This window comes from Marinobacter sp. M3C (genome assembly GCF_023311895.1).
In the GTDB taxonomy this organism is placed as follows: domain Bacteria; phylum Pseudomonadota; class Gammaproteobacteria; order Pseudomonadales; family Oleiphilaceae; genus Marinobacter.
Window position 1 is genome coordinate 449,133 of the sequence record NZ_CP092284.1, and the last position, 15,372, is coordinate 464,504.

The following is a 15,372-nucleotide window of genomic DNA, read 5'->3' on the forward strand; positions in this document are numbered from 1 at the left end:
ATGTCTTCTGCTAATCAGGCCAGCATCGTGAAATCACAGCGCTGGCCGCTGACCAAGAGCCGCAGTAAGCGGGTATTGCCGGGGTTCGGTCTGAGCCTCGGCATTTCGCTGTTCTTTATCAGCCTGGTTTTGCTACTGCCGCTGACAGGGCTGGTTATTGAAGTGTCGGCCATGAGCCTTAGTGAATTCTGGTTTGTAATCACTGATCCACGGGTTGTGGCCTCCTATAAGGTAACCGCGCTGGCCGCATTAGCTGCGTCACTGTTTAACGGCGCTTTTGGCTTACTGTTGGCCTGGGTTCTGGTGCGCTATGAATTTCCCGGAAAACGCCTGATTGATGCGGTGGTAGATCTACCCTTTGCGCTACCCACCGCCGTTGCCGGTATTACTTTGGCAACGTTGTTCGCTGCAAACGGTTGGTACGGGCAACTTTTAACCAAACTGGGTATAGACGTCGCCTTCACACCCGTGGGCATTGTGGTGGCCATGGCGTTTACCAGCCTGCCGTTTGTAGTGCGCACTGTGCAGCCGGTTCTGGAAGAGCTGGCACCGGAAGATGAAGAAGCCGCCGTAAGCCTGGGCGCCAGCGACGCCCATGTGTTTCGCCGGGTTATTTTCCCGGCACTATGGCCGGCATTGGTCACCGGTGTGGCTTTGTCGTTTACCCGCAGCCTTGGCGAGTTTGGCGCGGTTATCTTCATTGCCGGCAACATGCCCTACATCAGTGAGGTCACCAGTCTGATGATTTTTATCCGCCTGCAGGAGTACGACTACGCCGCGGCCAGCGCGATTGCCTCGGTTATCCTGCTGGCATCACTGGTGCTGCTGTTTGCCATTACCGTATGGCAAGCGCGCTACCTCAAACGCCTGGAAGGACGCTAGCGCCATGGCACGCACCCGAGCCCGCTCCTTACACTCCTTACACTCCTTACAACACCGTCGCGTTGGCGACAGCCCGGCCATAAAGTGGCTGCTGATTGGCATCGCCATCGCAGTCACCGCTGGCCTTTTAATTATGCCGCTGGTGGTTATTTTTACCGAAGCCCTGAGCGCCGGCTGGAGCACGTTCGCTGATAACCTGCTAGACCAGTACACCCTACACGCGATCGGGCTGACCTTGTTTGTGGCCGCTTTAACCGTGCCGCTAAACCTGGTGTTTGGTGTAGCGCTGGCCTGGCTGGTCACCCGGTTTCGTTTTCCTGGCCGTAAACTGCTGATCACCCTGATTGATATCCCGTTTGCGGTGTCGCCGGTGGTGGCGGGTTTGCTGTATCTGCTGTTGTATGGCCGTAACGGCTGGATTGGCAGCTGGCTGGCGGACTATGACATTCAGCTGATGTTCTCCTGGCCCGGCATTGTAATGGTAACGGTGTTTGTGACCTGCCCGTTTGTTGCCCGTGAGCTGATTCCGCTTATGCAACAGCAAGGCAGCGAGGAAGAAGAGGCCGGCGTTGTGCTTGGAGCATCGGGTTGGAGAATATTCCGTACCATTACACTGCCTAACATCAAATGGGCGCTTATCTACGGCGTTGTGCTGACCAATGCACGTGCCGTAGGCGAATTTGGCGCGGTATCCGTGGTGGCGGGTAATATTCGCGGGCAAACCAACACCCTGCCCCTACACGTGGAATTGTTGTACCAGGATTACAACGTTGTCGGCGCGTTCACCAGCGCATCACTATTGGCCGGCATTGCCGTGTTTACGCTGGCCGCTAAAGGTTTTGTGGAATGGCGGCAGGCTCGTACCCTGATCCGCCTGCAAGCACAGGAGATCGCTTCATGAGTATTACCGTTGATGGCATCAACAAGCGCTTTGGCAAGTTTCAGGCGCTGAATAACGTCTCTCTGGATATTCCCGAGGGCAAACTCACCGCTTTACTGGGTCCTTCCGGCTCGGGCAAAACGACTCTGCTGCGCATTATTGCGGGGCTGGAGTCTGCAGATAGCGGGCAAATCTCGTTTTCAGGCCAGGATGTTACCGGGCTTCACGTACGCGAGCGCAACATCGGTTTTGTGTTTCAGCACTATGCTCTGTTCCGCCACATGACCGTGGCACAGAACATTGCTTTCGGCCTGGATTCTCTGCCACGCAAACAGCGCCCGTCAAAAACGGATATTCAGAAGCGCGTTAGCGAGCTGTTGGAAATGATTCAGTTGCCGCACCTGGCCCAACGCTACCCGGCGCAATTGTCCGGCGGTCAAAAACAGCGGGTGGCACTGGCTCGTTCGATTGCGACCCAACCGAAAATTCTCCTTTTGGATGAACCCTTTGGAGCGCTGGACGCCAAAGTACGTAAAGACTTGCGCCGTTGGCTGCGCAATCTTCACGATGAATTCCACTTCACCAGCATTTTCGTGACCCACGACCAGGAAGAAGCCTTGGAACTGTCTGATCAGGTAGTGGTTATGAGCCAGGGCCGTGTGGAGCAGGTGAATGAACCCATAGAGCTTTACGCTCGGCCAGAGAGCCGCTTTGTATTCGATTTTTTGGGCCAGGTAAATGTTATTTCTGGCCAGGTAAGGCAAGGCAGCCTAAGCCAGGGTAATGCCTGGGTAACCTTACCCGGAGTGCAGCACAAGGGAGACGCCCAGCTCTACCTGCGGCCACATGAAGTGCGGCTGGCAACAGCGCCGGTGGCACACGCCAATTTGCCGCTACGCATTGAAGCGGTTAGCCTGATTGGCTCGGAAGTGCGGGTTGAGTTACGCCCTGAAGGCTGGCACAGCGAAGGTTCGAATAACATCTGGGAAGTGGGTATCAGCCATGCTGAATTCAACAGTCAGCGCCCGACTCGCGGCGATCTGCGTTATGCAGTGCCGGAGGTCGGGCATCTGTTTACCGGTAACGACGCTCAGCCCGCAACGGTCAACTGGGCCGAAGCGGAACTGGCACCCCGGGTTCGCTTGATCAGCTGAAGGCTGGTCATACTCAGCCACTGGTTTTTAACCAGTGTGGCGAGCGCCGGGGTGCGCTCCAAAGCCAAATCAATCCGCTCTTGAGGCGCATCAATCAGAACCGTTAAACGCATGGGCTCGTGCCGCCAGTTCGTGCCGTCGTGAACCGACTGCCACGGCAAGCCAATCCGCAGATCGCTGCCATCGCCTTCAATCACGCCCACATTGCCGCCGATCACCGAATGCAGCAGCTTATTGCCCGCACCGTAGGTTTCCGGTGCCGTCACCGAGGCGAAATACTGTAAATTAATCCAGCTGGCAACCACCACAGGGCCACTAAATATGGCGGTCAGTACATTGCCATCCTCATCTGCCTCGGGGTCATAATCGTGCATGAACACCCGGCCACCCAGGTCGCGTCCGCGCGACAATGTGCGATTGCCAATCAGCATTGCGGCGTTATTGGCCAAACCCCACTCAGGGCGAACCTCTGCCCAGTTCCGGGTACGTCTTTGCAGTTCGGCCAGCAGCGCGTCATCCCCCAAACCGTTTAGCTGAAGCGGTGTCGCCCGCTCCCTCCGCATGCTGGTGCCAGCAATGCTAAGAGCCTTTTCAAAACGCGACATGACACCGCTATGACTGCCTGGTAAGGCGCTGCGGCGAATAATCTGCACTTGGTCGGTCACCGTGCAGTGCTGGCCCGCAACCACCCAAGTTTCCTGCGGAATAACGATACCTTCTTTTTCCAGACCTGCACGCACCACCGGTTCATTCAGCATATCAGCCACAATTTGCGCATTCAGGCCGCCATTGCGGCCCCCGCAGGCGCCACACGCCAAACCCGCGTGGTGAGCGTTATTGTCTGTGCGCGCGCCATGGCCCACCAGAACCAGCAACGGAGCAAAATGTTCCGTCAGCGACAGCGACCGCAAAAAATCGGTGCCCAGGCGGATTTTGTTCGCATCAGACAGCGGATCTCCGGTTCCGGCATGATGCATGCGCAGCTGGCCAGGCTCGTGATCCTCACCTTTACTGCCATTTCCTATATTAAGACTGTCACGCACCAGCTTCCAGGCCCAGGCCAAGCCGGTGGTTTCCACCAGGGTAAAAGTTGACAAGCTGCCATACTTGGCGCTGCGAACCGCCTGACGGACCAGTTCTTGCTGATTGGTTTTGCTTCGCTGTGCGTTATCACCCTGGCTGGTACCCGTGGTGTCAGCGGCTATGATTGCCGGCTCCAACAGGCCCGGAAGCTGACGCATGCCAGGCTTGTCGCTGAGTGTCTGATGGGCCAGCGCCAAGCCAAAAAAGCCGGCCATACCCTTGGTTTGAATACCGCCGTCCGCTTGTTCCAGGTTGCGCCGGATAACTTCCGAACGCACATCAATACAAAATACCGCTTGAACGTCTGGCGTTACCGCGGCAACCGGGCTCGCATCAAGATTCAGGCTTGATAGCAGCTGCCGCTGCCAGGCCCGCTCAAACGCCTGCTGCCACAACCAAAGTTGGCCGTCAGTGTTTGCGCCGTTATCGAGCCCGTCCTCATCAAACCCACTCTTGGCTGCCAGAAACCACTGGCTTTGCCAAGCTTTCTGGGTAGCGTTATTGGTAAGCGCGAACCCTGCCCATTCCCATGCCAGCAACACAGCCAACAGCTCACGACAGATCTTACTGGTGCCCCCTTGGTTTTCGGCTCGCCAGTCTATTCCGCGGCACCAGGACGCCCAGCCAATCATATCCAGTAACAATCCGTGGCAAAGCGCTTCCAACGCCGCGGGCGGCAGGGCCAGATCGCGGGTCAGTTGTGCCAGGGCCTGTTCGGTCTCTTGCGGCAAGCTTGCAAGCATACGTTGTAAGCCTTTGACTCCAATCTGCTTGTCTACCAGATGGCTGGCATTTACATGCTGATGCCAAGCCGTGTAAAGGCTGTGTTCCTTGTCTGCAGCCCAGCGTGCCTGGCGCTGGTCAAAGTAACGGGCACAGAAACGACCTGTCTGACGTACAACGGCTTCTTGGGAGTTGCCATCGCCGGCCGGCGCAAGGCCTTCATGGCTGAGGAAAATAGAGCAGGCCGCCCGTGGCTGAACAAAATCACCCGCGCGTAAGCGCTTCAGCAGGTCTTCAAGCGATGGCGCAGGTTCAGGGCCAACCGCCTGTAACACATCCTGCACGTCTTCGGGGCGTATGCGCCCGCCGTCCCAGGCCGACAAGTAAAAAGACGCAGGCATTAACATGCTGATACCGCCACGGCGCTGCAGTTGATCGGCCGCCTCTGCCACCGATTGCTTCCGCATTCCCCACCAGGGATTGACGGCAATAAACTGGTCCAGTGGCCATATCGGCGCTATGGCCTCGCAAGCCGCAGTTACGGCCGCCTGTAATTCATTTTGTACGACGTAGCTAGGGCTCATGACCGCTCTCCTGAACTCAACGGGGTAACTTTGTTTAGGTTGGTCGGTTTGGCGCCGCGAAGGCTCAAGCTGTTGGTTTTTCTTGCCAATGCGGCACTGATGCGGTTCAACGGCAGATCTAGCCCTAAGCCTTCGCAGCAGTAATGATGGAGTGCCTGGCTGATGCGGCTCTGCGGTTTAAGCAAAATCATCAGAGAGCCAGCCGCCAGAGCAGCGACGATGGCCAAGCCCGCCACTTGTGCTGCAAGTGGAAGCACCAAGTTGCTGGTTGAACCCAGAGCCGGCGACAGCAACGCATGCAGTAAGCTATAAAGTGGCAACAACATCAGGGTACAAAGCAGTAGGCTGGCTCGAACCGGAGCCTTCACCCAAGCTGGAATGCCCAGTGCGGCAGCGGTGCACGCCAACACCAGCAGCGTACCCAGAACCAGTTTCCCTTCCGCCAGTGCCGGCACCGCCGACAATATAACCGCGGCGACCACGGCGGCAAGCACGCCGTTTATCACCTGAACCCGCTCCACTCCGGCGTACCCTGCCAGCGAATGGCTGGCCACAACCGTGCGGCTACTGGCCAGGAACGAATGCGCCTTGTACAGCGAGTGCGCCAGCAGATGCAGGAAGGCCAAGGTGTAAGCGCCTAAACCAATTTCGAACAACATAAACCCCATCTGTGCTGACGTAGACCACGCCAGTGAGTGCTTTACTGATGACTGCGTCATCATCACCAGCGCAGCAACGACTGCGGTCACACCGCCGACAACAAGAAGAACGCCGTGGCCCGGGGTAAAACCGTCAAACACTGGGTACAAACGCAGCCATAGAAAACCACCCAGGTTGATAATGCCCGCGTGCAGCAGTGCCGAAACCGGCGTCGGCGCTTCCATAACCCGCAACAACCAGCCATGAACTGGCAGCTGAGCACATTTCAGCAGCGCCGCTATAGCCAGCAGTACAGACGCGGATTGCAACGCCAACGAATGGCCAGCCCCGCCGTCGGCGGCCATCATTTCTGGAAGATAAAAGGTTCCGTAGTGATGGTGCAGCAGCAAAACGGCGCTGAGTACACACACATCACCTACCCTGCTGATTATGAACTTCTGCAAAGCGGCCGCGTTCGCCGCGGCGCGTTGGGGATAAAGGGTAAGCAAGTGGTGAAATGAAAGGCTCACGCCCACCCAGGCACCCACAAGGACCAGCAGGTGGTTGGTCAACACCAGAACCAGAACGCTGGCCAAGGTAATAAGAAACCAGGGGAAAAAGCGCGCACGGCCCGGGTCGCCGCGCAGATAGTCGTCCGCGTAACGAATGATGACCCAGCCAATAAAACCAACCAGCATCGACATCCACAATGCCAGGCCGCTGGGAAACAGGCCAAACTGGGCACCAATATCCGGCAAGCCGGTTGTGAAGCCCGGGCCATCGGCCAACAACATCAGGCCGATAAACCCCGTGATGGCCATCAAGGCAACGAATAAGCTCTTGGCGGCGGTCCAGCAATGGGCAAGTTTGCGTGGGTTGCTGGTCCAGTTGGCATATGCCGCAAGCAACAGCAACGACAACGGGACTAGCAGCCAGCCCAACAGGGCAAGTTCTGCAACGACGGTGGCGATGGGGTTCATTCAGCAACTCCTTGAACAGCAAATTAGGCAACCTCGCTACTATGCCCACCGTGCATACATTTAAAAAATAGTTTATAAAGAACGTAACATTCACTTTTAAAGAACGAATACATGAAACTCAATTACCACCATCTTTTCTACTTCTGGGAAGTAGCCCGCACCGGACATCTGACCCGCGCTGCGGAAGCTTTGCACATATCGCAATCGGCACTGTCGGGGCAAATACGAAAACTAGAGGATAGTTTTGGTGAAGCGCTGTTTATTCGCGAAGGGCGGCGCCTGAAGCTTTCAGAGGCCGGTCGCGTCGCATTCAGCTACGCAGAAGAAATATTTCGCCAAGGGGCGGAGCTATCTGCTTTGTTTGAAAGCGGGCACCAACCGGCGCGAGAAACATTAAAGGTAGGTGCTGTGGCGACGCTGTCGCGGAACTTTCAGGAGGGTTTTCTGGCACCGCTGTTAGAGCAGGATGATCTGGAGCTCAGCCTACAAAGCGGCGGGCTTGACGATTTACTGCGGCGCCTGTCGGCACATCGGCTGGACCTGGTGCTGTCAAATCAGCCGGTTCAGGGCGACCAACAAAACCCATTTCGCTCTCGCCGCATCGCACGTCAGCCGGTGAGCATTATCGGGCCTCCCGACGCGGCCACCAACGTAGTATTCCCTGACTTTCTCCAGGGTTTGCGGCTCATTGTTCCCGGGGCCGAAAACAATATACGCCACGCTTTTGACCAATTCTGCGACTACCACAAAGTGCGGCCAAGGCTGATAGCAGAGGTGGACGACATGGCCATGATGCGGCTGCTGGCACGGGACACCCGCTACTTTTCGGTACTACCCCCGGTGGTCGTCCGTGACGAATTGAAAGCCGGAAGCCTGGTGGATTACGGTGCCTTACCCGGTGTTTTCGAAGAATTTTACGCCATCAGCATCCGCCGCCGATTCGAGCCTGCCATTCTGGCCCGGCTGCTGGCCCAGCCGGCAGGCGATTTTCTAAATCAGATTTAAGGGGTTCGTCAGCTCCCGCCCATGCCGCCGAACAGGCTGGTCAAAATAGCGAGTCCAATAATCCAACCAATCACCGCCGGCCAGAAGTTAACGGATTGCGGTGGTTGTTCATTCTGCTCGCCTTCCCCGCCCATCATCTCTGGTTCGGGATAATTACGCTCGTCCGGCTGTTGCTTTTTCCCATGGCTGCTCGGCGCTTCTCGCAGGCTCGGCCATTCAAACCAGTCACCCAAAAATGCCGTCACTGATACCGGAAACACGCCGTTTTCGGCCATCGGACGCAACTGTGACTCAAGCCGGCGGGCAATCTCAGCGCGCAAAGCAGGCTGATCAGCCGGTGGCTCACACAGAATGGCCTTCCACACGTCTGCATTTTCCGCCCGGATGCTGTCGTTCAGCAGCGCTTTGATCTGAATAACCACCTCACGCGCCACTTGCGCTGAATGAGCGTCCAGCTCTTGGGGTTGCTCAGGCCCGTGCTCAGGCTGCGCGTCTGGAGTGTTTGGCGGCGTTTGTGCCTCGATATCGGAGGCGGCTGGTGCTGCGCCGGTGGCTTCGCGAAAGGCTTGCTCCAGGCTTCGCGCCTCATCGCTGCTGGCAAATTTCAGTTGTTGCTGGTAAGCCTGTTCTACGCGCTGGCGATCGGATGTCGGTTCTATTCCAAGTAGGTCCCAGCAGTTCATTGCTACGGGTCTCCAATTATTAACAAATGTACATTTACGCGAGACAATTAAGCCCCACTGCAATAGCATACGCTTTACGCTATACAAATCGATTACTCAAACTGCACTACACCACCAGTATAGAGTGACAATCATGGCCGTTACGAATTGCTTCTGTTGCCCGAACAGTGATGGGGCGAGCTCGGGTTTTGCAATAACGCCGTTGCAAGTGGCTCCGCGCGCGGCCATTTTACGCTGTGCAACCCAGGCAATCAGCAGCTTTCGGCCATATTTTTCGGCAACCTTGCTGGGAGTCACGGCGGCGATAGCACCCGCCTGGGCCGACGGCAATGACATTCCCGATAAGATTGAGCCTTTGCCCGGCTTTTACAGTTTCAACGATGACATTCCAGAAGTGTTGACCACAACCCGCTTGCGGCAGCCCAAAACTCGGGTGCCGGGCAGTACCACCGTTATTGAAGGTGATCTGGTGCGGCAATTAGGCATCAACAGCCTGGTTGAAATTTTCCGGCTCGTGCCCGGCATGGTCGTCGCAGAGGTCGGTAGCAGTACACCAGTGACCACCTACCATGGCACCGCGCATTACGAGCAACGGCGCATGCAGGTGCTGATTGATGGCCGCACAGCCCATCGCGCCACTCTGTCAGATATGGACTGGCAAACCATGCCGGTGGCGCTGGAGCTGATTGAACGAATTGAAGTAAGCCGCGGGCCCAACTCTGCGGCTTACGGCGTCAACGCGTTTCTGGGCAGCATCAATATTATTACCCGAGACCCGGCCGATACTGCCGGTACGGAACTGCGGGTAATGTCCGGATCTCGCGATTATCGGCGTACATTTGCCAGCGTCGGCGATGCCAACGCCAACATTGACTGGCGCATGGCTTTCGAGAAACGCGAGTTTGGAGGATTCGATTACCAGAGGGAGGATGGTGATTTTATACCGTTCCATGATGGCCAGAATCTGAACTTTCTGACGTTCGACTCGCGCTTGAAGCTGCAACCAGACTTCAATATAGAATTGCGGGCTGGCGTTACAGACGGTGTTAACGAAGAAGATCAATACAAAACGGGCTACTTCCCGGCGCAAGCCAATCCAGATATTGATGTACGCGATTATTATCTGGATAGCCGCTTTAACGTCATCTCATCCGCCGATCATTTTTTCCACGTTCAGGTAAGTTTCGAGAATTTCAAACGGCGCCAGCGGTGGCCAATTAAGGTACCCACAGAGGACGTCTTGCCTTTATTCAATGGAATCTGTTCAAACCCAGCGGGTAGTTCCGTTAACTGCTCAAACTTGAACACCGCGCCTGAACCATTATCAGCTAATCTGAACGCCGATTCAGAAGATTCCCGGTTGGAGCTGGAGCTGCAGGACACGTTGATTCTGTCTGACACGACCAAACTGGTCTCTGGGCTGGGTTATCGCCACGACACCTATCGTTCGGAAACCTTTTTCAATGGCCGCGGCACCAGTGAACAGTACCGAGTTTTCGCCAATGTAGAATATAGCCCTACAAATTGGCTGACCTTTAACGGCGGTGGCAACTGGGAACATACAGACACGACCGGCCAGGGTTACTTCTCCCCGCGCTTAGCGGCCAACCTGATTTTCAATAATCAACATGCACTGCGTTTTGTTTACTCTGAGGCCGTGCGCACACCGGACAGTTTTGAGCAAAACCCGGACTACGGTCATACACTTCGAAACGTCAACGCTGCGTACGCTGAGGAACTTGAGGGTTACCGCTTAACGACAAACGACTTACTCGATAAAAATTACGTCAACACCTTGGATGTTCATTTGACTGAGGAAAAAATCCGCTCTCACGAAATCAGTTATTTCGGCCAGTTCCCTGTGTCACCTGTCTTGCTCACACTGGAGGTGCGTGGATTCAGGGACGAGATGCGGGATATGATCGGTGGTGTAATCCAGTTCGAGGAATGGAATATTGATAATAGTGTGGATATTGATCAAAAAGGTTTTGAGGTTGAAGGCTCCGTGGTCTTTCCTTCAACAACTCTGCGTCTAAGCTATGGTTATCTTGATCAGGATTCTCGCTACAGCGGCCCTGACAATTATGATGGCACACAGTTATCCGCCGAGGAGAAGGGAAACAAGCTAACATGGCTTGGGCGCCTTTCCGCAAGACATTCTGGAAGCATTGCAGCCATTCAACGACTTCCATGGAATATTACCGCGGCGAGCGCATTTTACTGGGCAGATGAGTTCCGAAACTCCCAATTTGAGCGCTTGGATATTCGCCTGGCCAAGCAACTTGTTCAGCCACGTTACACTGCGGAATTTGCGTTTGTTATGCAGCACTACCTGAACCGGGAGTTTGATCTTAGCTCTGATAACAATATTGCGGACCACAACCAATTTTTTGTGGAAGCAGGGCTACGTTTTTAATGGATGTGAATAGATAATGGCTCCCATGTATCGATCGCTTAGCAAGGTACGCCTGTTCCGGACGACATATTTTATCGCTCCCGGACGTGTTGCGGTTGCTGCGCTCTTCTGTTTTATCCTGATGCTGGCCGCCGGCGCTGCTCGCTCAGACATTACGATTCCGTTGATCTATGTGGTGGGTTCGGGTAACGATGTCTTGGACAACTATTTGCTGGATCAAGTTCGCCAGTTGGTTGGTCGAGAAGTACGCGTTATGCCGGTTAACGAGTCTGAAGCGGCATTAAACCCGGGCATACCCATAGTGACCATTGGCCGCAGAGCGTTTACAACGGCGTTGGGCACATATCCGCAGTCGCCGATATTGGCAACACTGATTTCACAGGAATACTATCGGGCTATAACCCATGCGCGTTCGGATAAGAAAACGGAGCGCTCTGTGTCTGCCATTTACTACGACGTGCCTCTGCTCAACCAAGCGCTTACCGGCAAGGCCATACTGCCCCAATCCCGCCGGATTGCCCTATTGGCTACTCCAAAGAGCACTCACCTTTACAGCGAATTGCTGTCGCAGTTGCCAAAGTACAATCTGGAAGCGCAGATGTTTGTTGTAAACAGTAATAGCGAGCTCATACCAACTCTGGTGCGCGCGCTCTATTACGGTGATTTCGTGTTGGCAGCTCAAGACCCCAGCATTTACAACCCAAGCACCATCAAACACATTCTGCTTACCGCCTACCGGCGAAACATCATGGTGATTGGTCCAAGCCAAGCCTATGTCAAAGCCGGTTCGCTGGCGTCAAGCTACGCGCCCTACTCTGCGGTGGCGCAAGCCTTGGTTAGCGCTCTGGAACAGTGGTTTCACGAGGGTGTCTTGCCGAAACCGGCGTACCCGACCGATTTCAATGTTCAAATAAACGAGCAAGTCGGACGCTCCCTAAACATCCCTCTGCCGTCAGAGGCCAACGTAAAGGAACAGGTAATAGAACAGTTGCGTGAACAGGCGATGCCCGCCACCAAAGACGCGACCGCGGATGCCGAAAACAGAGGAATATTGCCATGATACCTCGGCCACGGTCCTTTAAGGCGCACCGTCCACCTGCCAGACTTGCTCGAAAACTGCTTATTCTTGGCGCTTTGCCCGCTGTTCTAATGTTCGCCGCACTGATGCTGTTTTTTACCTATGTGCGCTTGCAAGACGCCAACGACCGGGTGGCGGAACATAGCCAGATTGTCGCTGACAGCCTGGCGCCCGCATTGGAATACGCGGTCGTATCCGGCAACACCAGTGTGCTCAACGACATTATTTCCGAATCTTTACGCCGCAGCCATGCTGACTGGATACGCGTGACTAACGTTCGCGGCGATGTGATCGGCTTTGTCAGTAACGCGAACGCCGACGCCAGTGATCGCAAGCGGGCCGATGTGGAAGCGCGAATAACGACGTTTGCAGCACCCGCTTTGGACAAAAACATTTATACGGCTGAGATTCTTCAAAAACCTTTGAACATGAATGGCTTAAATACCCCTGAGTGGTTCGATCCAGGTTTGAGCTTCGTCGGCGGAGCCTTGCGGGTGGGCAGCGTGCAGGTAGGTGTTGATCCGAACCTTCTGGCCAGCAAGCGCCGCGGCATCCTTTGGACGTCGCTGGCTTTGAGTACTGCCCTGCTGCTTCTGACTATGTTTCTTGTTAATTACTTTCTTACCGGTATCCTGCGCCCCATACGTAGCATCGGGCTACGAATTAAAGCCCTCAGCCACCATGATTACAGCGTGACGCCGGTAAATGAATATCGTAATTCTAAGGAACTGATCACCATAGAAATACGCCTGAACGAGCTAGCGCAACATCTAGAAGAGCAGCGAGAATTGCAGGAGCACACCTTGACTCAAACCCGCTCTGCCCTGGATCAGGCCGAGCGCAACAGCCAAGCAAAATCCGACTTTATGGACATTGCGAGTCATGAGTTACAGACTCCTCTGCGAGCCGTGCTGAGCACTGTCAAACTGATCGAGGGCGAAAGCCTGAGCACTAGTCAAAGCGAATACCTAACGACCGTCAGTCGCGCTACGCAGGACCTATTACTGGTGATAAACGATATTTTGGAGTATTCACGTCTGGATCGCGGCACTGCGGTGCTGCGGTCTTATCCATTTGATTTGCACCAGTTGATTCACAACTGCGTGGCGTCCCACAGACAAATCGCGGTAGAAGCCGGATTAACCCTGGATCTCAGCTTTCAATCGGGCTTTCCAGACGTAGCGATGGTGTATGGAGATGCGCCAAAATTGCGCCAAATAATAGCAGGCCTTCTGGATAACTCTATTAAAGGCAGTCACGACGGCAGCATACAGATTGAAGCCTGCCTGAAAATCCTGGATTCCGCACAATTGCCGGTTCATCGGAACGATGCCGATCAACTTCCTCCGGCGGCATTACTGAGCATTGCAGTGTCTAATACCGCGGCGCAAAACTTATCGCACAGCCTAGGCGCTAACTTTGACAATTTTGATGACTTCGACAAGATAGGCAAGGGTAACCTGAGCGGAAACACCGGGTTTATGGGCCTGAGCCTGCCGTTGGTACAACGGCTTATTGAACTGATGGGAGGCCAACTAAAAGTAGAAGCCAGCGCCGATGGGCATTCGCTATTACGCTTCGAAATTCCATTTGAACGATAAACTTTTCAATACGAGTTACTTTTCTTAAAATGCAATTTCCGATTTAAGATATTTAATGAAAAGTGGAGCTAAAGAAATACTAAATGTCCTAAAAAACGGACCCAGCTGTCGTTCTTAGCTCATTAAAACTATCCTTTGCATTAAGGTATATAAATAAAACCATTAAATATTAGCGCCCGATCCTAGATTCAAAGATATCAGCCCATCTCATTTGGTTCATAGGATGCCATCAAGTTATTACCTCCCAAATGCCAATAATCAGCGACACTAATATCAAAATCAAAATACTCTTTTGCAAGAAAAATGCCAAAGGCGCATCTCTAAAACGCTCTGAGTTTTTTGACCACGGCGTAAATCGCCTTGTAATGAGCGAGCTGACAATCAGAAGGCACAAGACTGCAACAACGATGCCCGCAGCAACCACGAGAAAAGTCACAGGTGCCTACTAAAAAACCAAGACAACGCAGCCAACATGAAGTAACCGATGATTCCAGCGTAAAAGTTTGCGCGACCATCGCAACGATAGACCATCCGGCTTCCAAAAAATATGCGCCCACTTACCAGGCCCCATATCCTCGCGCAAAAGAACGCAATGGATATATAAAAAACAACTTCTTTCATTTAGTTAGCCTATCAGTGGCAGGTTCGATGAGTACTGCTCAAGATCCACTCAAGGCTTCAAAACGTGTTCAAGTAAAGCCACGAAAGCCGCTCCTGAGATAAAAGCAGACCAAATGAGCACAATAAAAAGCTCAAACCACGGACGCCTGGGACAAGTCATCTCGGGCACAATCGAACACACGCTAACATCAATCGTATCTCCAACTTGTTTTTTCGGGGAGAGACCGTGGGCAAGAAACAGGCTTTGTCGAGTACCGGTACGTTTACTACCTTGCCATTCATACTCATAGCTAACGCTTCGTCGCTTTTTGGCACGAAGAACATCGTTTGTGGGCTGCATCCACTCATCTACCCGCGTTACGACTCCCGAGGTCACCGGCCAGGCCAAATACCAAGCGAAGAGCACTATTGGCAATAACGCTCCCGTCACAAATATCCAGGTAAGAACTAAATACAACTTCACCTCCGGGTCTCGCCTCGATCCTTTCGAGTCTCAAATTCGTAATTCAGACCTATTCCATACCAGCCCGGGGACTGCTAATTATTGAAATACCGGTTGCTAAACGCACTGGTGATAGTGGTAATGGCCAAAGCAATAAGAGCGCCTCCAATGAATACCAGAATTGGCCCTGCGGCCAACAGCAAACTGGTGATAAGACATGATGTTACAGCAAAAGCGAACAACGCGACGCTTGCGCGGCCCAAGGAATCATAGGCATCATAATCGCCCTGCGAGATACCCAGAAGTTCAGCGGCCAGAGCCAAATAACCCACTTTTGTAGCGTCGCCTGCCAGTTTTTGAAGCTTTTTCAGTGTATCACTAAACAAAACCTTCCCAAGATTGCTGGCCTGAAAGCGCTCCAAAGCTCCCGAAATCGCGCCAAGTAGCGTAGAAACCAGGGTTGAAAGACCATCAAGGTGCGCAGGTCATATCTTTGTATCTATAGAGGTTGAGTACTTTCCATTAAAATGATGAAGTCGCCTATGGCGGTAATCAGGGCAACACTGACCAAAACCACTACTCAACCGATATTACACCTCCA

Annotated in this window: 12 protein-coding genes; 7 read left to right on the forward strand and 5 right to left on the reverse strand. The window is 53.9% G+C overall.

The features are described from left to right. Genes cysT through cysA form a run of 3 tightly spaced genes read left to right on the forward strand, consistent with a single transcriptional unit; the run spans nucleotide 1 to nucleotide 2,916 of the window. Nucleotides 1-882, forward strand: a complete 882-nt coding sequence (cysT, locus tag MIH18_RS01985; RefSeq protein WP_249013754.1) for a sulfate/thiosulfate ABC transporter permease CysT — start codon at nucleotides 1-3, stop codon at nucleotides 880-882. Between the two features lie 4 nt (nucleotides 883-886). Beyond that, nucleotides 887-1,783 carry a sulfate ABC transporter permease subunit CysW gene (cysW, locus tag MIH18_RS01990; RefSeq protein WP_249013755.1) on the forward strand — a complete coding sequence of 299 codons (897 nt, stop codon included), beginning with the start codon at nucleotides 887-889 and terminating at the stop codon, nucleotides 1,781-1,783. Beyond that, complete coding sequence (gene cysA / locus MIH18_RS01995) at nucleotides 1,780-2,916, forward strand: sulfate ABC transporter ATP-binding protein (protein WP_249013756.1); 1,137 nt, start codon at nucleotides 1,780-1,782, stop codon at nucleotides 2,914-2,916. The genes cysW and cysA overlap by 4 nt, the downstream gene beginning before the upstream one ends. On the opposite strand, the gene MIH18_RS02000 is transcribed toward cysA, so the two are convergent. Next, nucleotides 2,853-5,306, reverse strand: a complete 2,454-nt coding sequence (locus MIH18_RS02000) for a DUF2309 domain-containing protein (protein ID WP_249013757.1) — start codon at nucleotides 5,304-5,306, stop codon at nucleotides 2,853-2,855. The genes cysA and MIH18_RS02000 overlap by 64 nt on opposite strands. Continuing rightward, complete coding sequence (locus MIH18_RS02005; protein WP_249013758.1) at nucleotides 5,303-6,925, reverse strand: NADH-quinone oxidoreductase subunit L; 1,623 nt, start codon at nucleotides 6,923-6,925, stop codon at nucleotides 5,303-5,305. Before MIH18_RS02005 ends, MIH18_RS02000 begins: the two co-directional genes overlap by 4 nt. 111 nt (nucleotides 6,926-7,036) lie before the next feature. Here MIH18_RS02005 and MIH18_RS02010 point away from each other — a divergent pair, with 111 nt between their 5' ends. Next, complete coding sequence (locus MIH18_RS02010) at nucleotides 7,037-7,930, forward strand: LysR family transcriptional regulator (RefSeq protein ID WP_249013759.1); 894 nt, start codon at nucleotides 7,037-7,039, stop codon at nucleotides 7,928-7,930. An 8-nt stretch (nucleotides 7,931-7,938) separates the two neighbouring features. Here the strand turns inward: MIH18_RS02010 and MIH18_RS02015 are convergent, their stop codons facing one another. Continuing rightward, nucleotides 7,939-8,613, reverse strand: coding sequence for a J domain-containing protein (locus tag MIH18_RS02015; protein WP_249013760.1), 675 nt, complete (start codon nucleotides 8,611-8,613; stop codon nucleotides 7,939-7,941). Between the two features lie 133 nt (nucleotides 8,614-8,746). Here MIH18_RS02015 and MIH18_RS02020 point away from each other — a divergent pair, with 133 nt between their 5' ends. The 3 genes from MIH18_RS02020 to MIH18_RS02030 are packed head-to-tail and all read left to right on the forward strand — an operon-like array spanning nucleotide 8,747 to nucleotide 13,708. Further along, nucleotides 8,747-11,029: a TonB-dependent receptor gene (locus MIH18_RS02020; RefSeq protein ID WP_249013761.1), complete on the forward strand. Its 2,283-nt coding sequence runs from the start codon at nucleotides 8,747-8,749 to the stop codon at nucleotides 11,027-11,029. A gap of 16 nt (nucleotides 11,030-11,045) precedes the next feature. After that, nucleotides 11,046-12,089 carry an ABC transporter substrate-binding protein gene (locus MIH18_RS02025; protein WP_249013762.1) on the forward strand — a complete coding sequence of 348 codons (1,044 nt, stop codon included), beginning with the start codon at nucleotides 11,046-11,048 and terminating at the stop codon, nucleotides 12,087-12,089. Then, entirely contained in the window at nucleotides 12,086-13,708 is a 1,623-nt protein-coding gene (locus MIH18_RS02030) for a HAMP domain-containing sensor histidine kinase (RefSeq protein WP_249013763.1), read from the forward strand. Before MIH18_RS02025 ends, MIH18_RS02030 begins: the two co-directional genes overlap by 4 nt. Nucleotides 13,709-14,378: 670 nt before the next feature. Here MIH18_RS02030 and MIH18_RS02035 read toward each other — a convergent pair. Together MIH18_RS02035 and MIH18_RS02040 are read right to left on the reverse strand one after the other, a co-directional pair. Next, nucleotides 14,379-14,786 carry a hypothetical protein gene (locus tag MIH18_RS02035; protein ID WP_249013764.1) on the reverse strand — a complete coding sequence of 136 codons (408 nt, stop codon included), beginning with the start codon at nucleotides 14,784-14,786 and terminating at the stop codon, nucleotides 14,379-14,381. A gap of 80 nt (nucleotides 14,787-14,866) precedes the next feature. Further along, nucleotides 14,867-15,157, reverse strand: a complete 291-nt coding sequence (locus MIH18_RS02040; RefSeq protein WP_249013765.1) for a hypothetical protein — start codon at nucleotides 15,155-15,157, stop codon at nucleotides 14,867-14,869. Between the last annotated feature and the right edge of the window lie 215 nt (nucleotides 15,158-15,372).

Excerpts from the sequence above, each read along its gene's own strand:
- cysA (WP_249013756.1), top strand. The coding sequence starts at position 1,780 with ATGAGTATTACCGTTGATGGCATCAACAAGCGCTTTGGCAAGTTTCAG.
- cysT (WP_249013754.1), top strand. The coding sequence starts at position 1 with ATGTCTTCTGCTAATCAGGCCAGCATCGTGAAATCACAGCGCTGGCCG.
- MIH18_RS02020 (WP_249013761.1), top strand. The coding sequence starts at position 8,747 with ATGGCCGTTACGAATTGCTTCTGTTGCCCGAACAGTGATGGGGCGAGC.
- MIH18_RS02005 (WP_249013758.1), bottom strand. The coding sequence starts at position 6,925 with ATGAACCCCATCGCCACCGTCGTTGCAGAACTTGCCCTGTTGGGCTGG.
- MIH18_RS02000 (WP_249013757.1), bottom strand. The coding sequence starts at position 5,306 with ATGAGCCCTAGCTACGTCGTACAAAATGAATTACAGGCGGCCGTAACT.
- MIH18_RS02025 (WP_249013762.1), top strand. The coding sequence starts at position 11,046 with ATGGCTCCCATGTATCGATCGCTTAGCAAGGTACGCCTGTTCCGGACG.
- MIH18_RS02015 (WP_249013760.1), bottom strand. The coding sequence starts at position 8,613 with ATGAACTGCTGGGACCTACTTGGAATAGAACCGACATCCGATCGCCAG.
- cysW (WP_249013755.1), top strand. The coding sequence starts at position 887 with ATGGCACGCACCCGAGCCCGCTCCTTACACTCCTTACACTCCTTACAA.
- MIH18_RS02010 (WP_249013759.1), top strand. The coding sequence starts at position 7,037 with ATGAAACTCAATTACCACCATCTTTTCTACTTCTGGGAAGTAGCCCGC.
- MIH18_RS02030 (WP_249013763.1), top strand. The coding sequence starts at position 12,086 with ATGATACCTCGGCCACGGTCCTTTAAGGCGCACCGTCCACCTGCCAGA.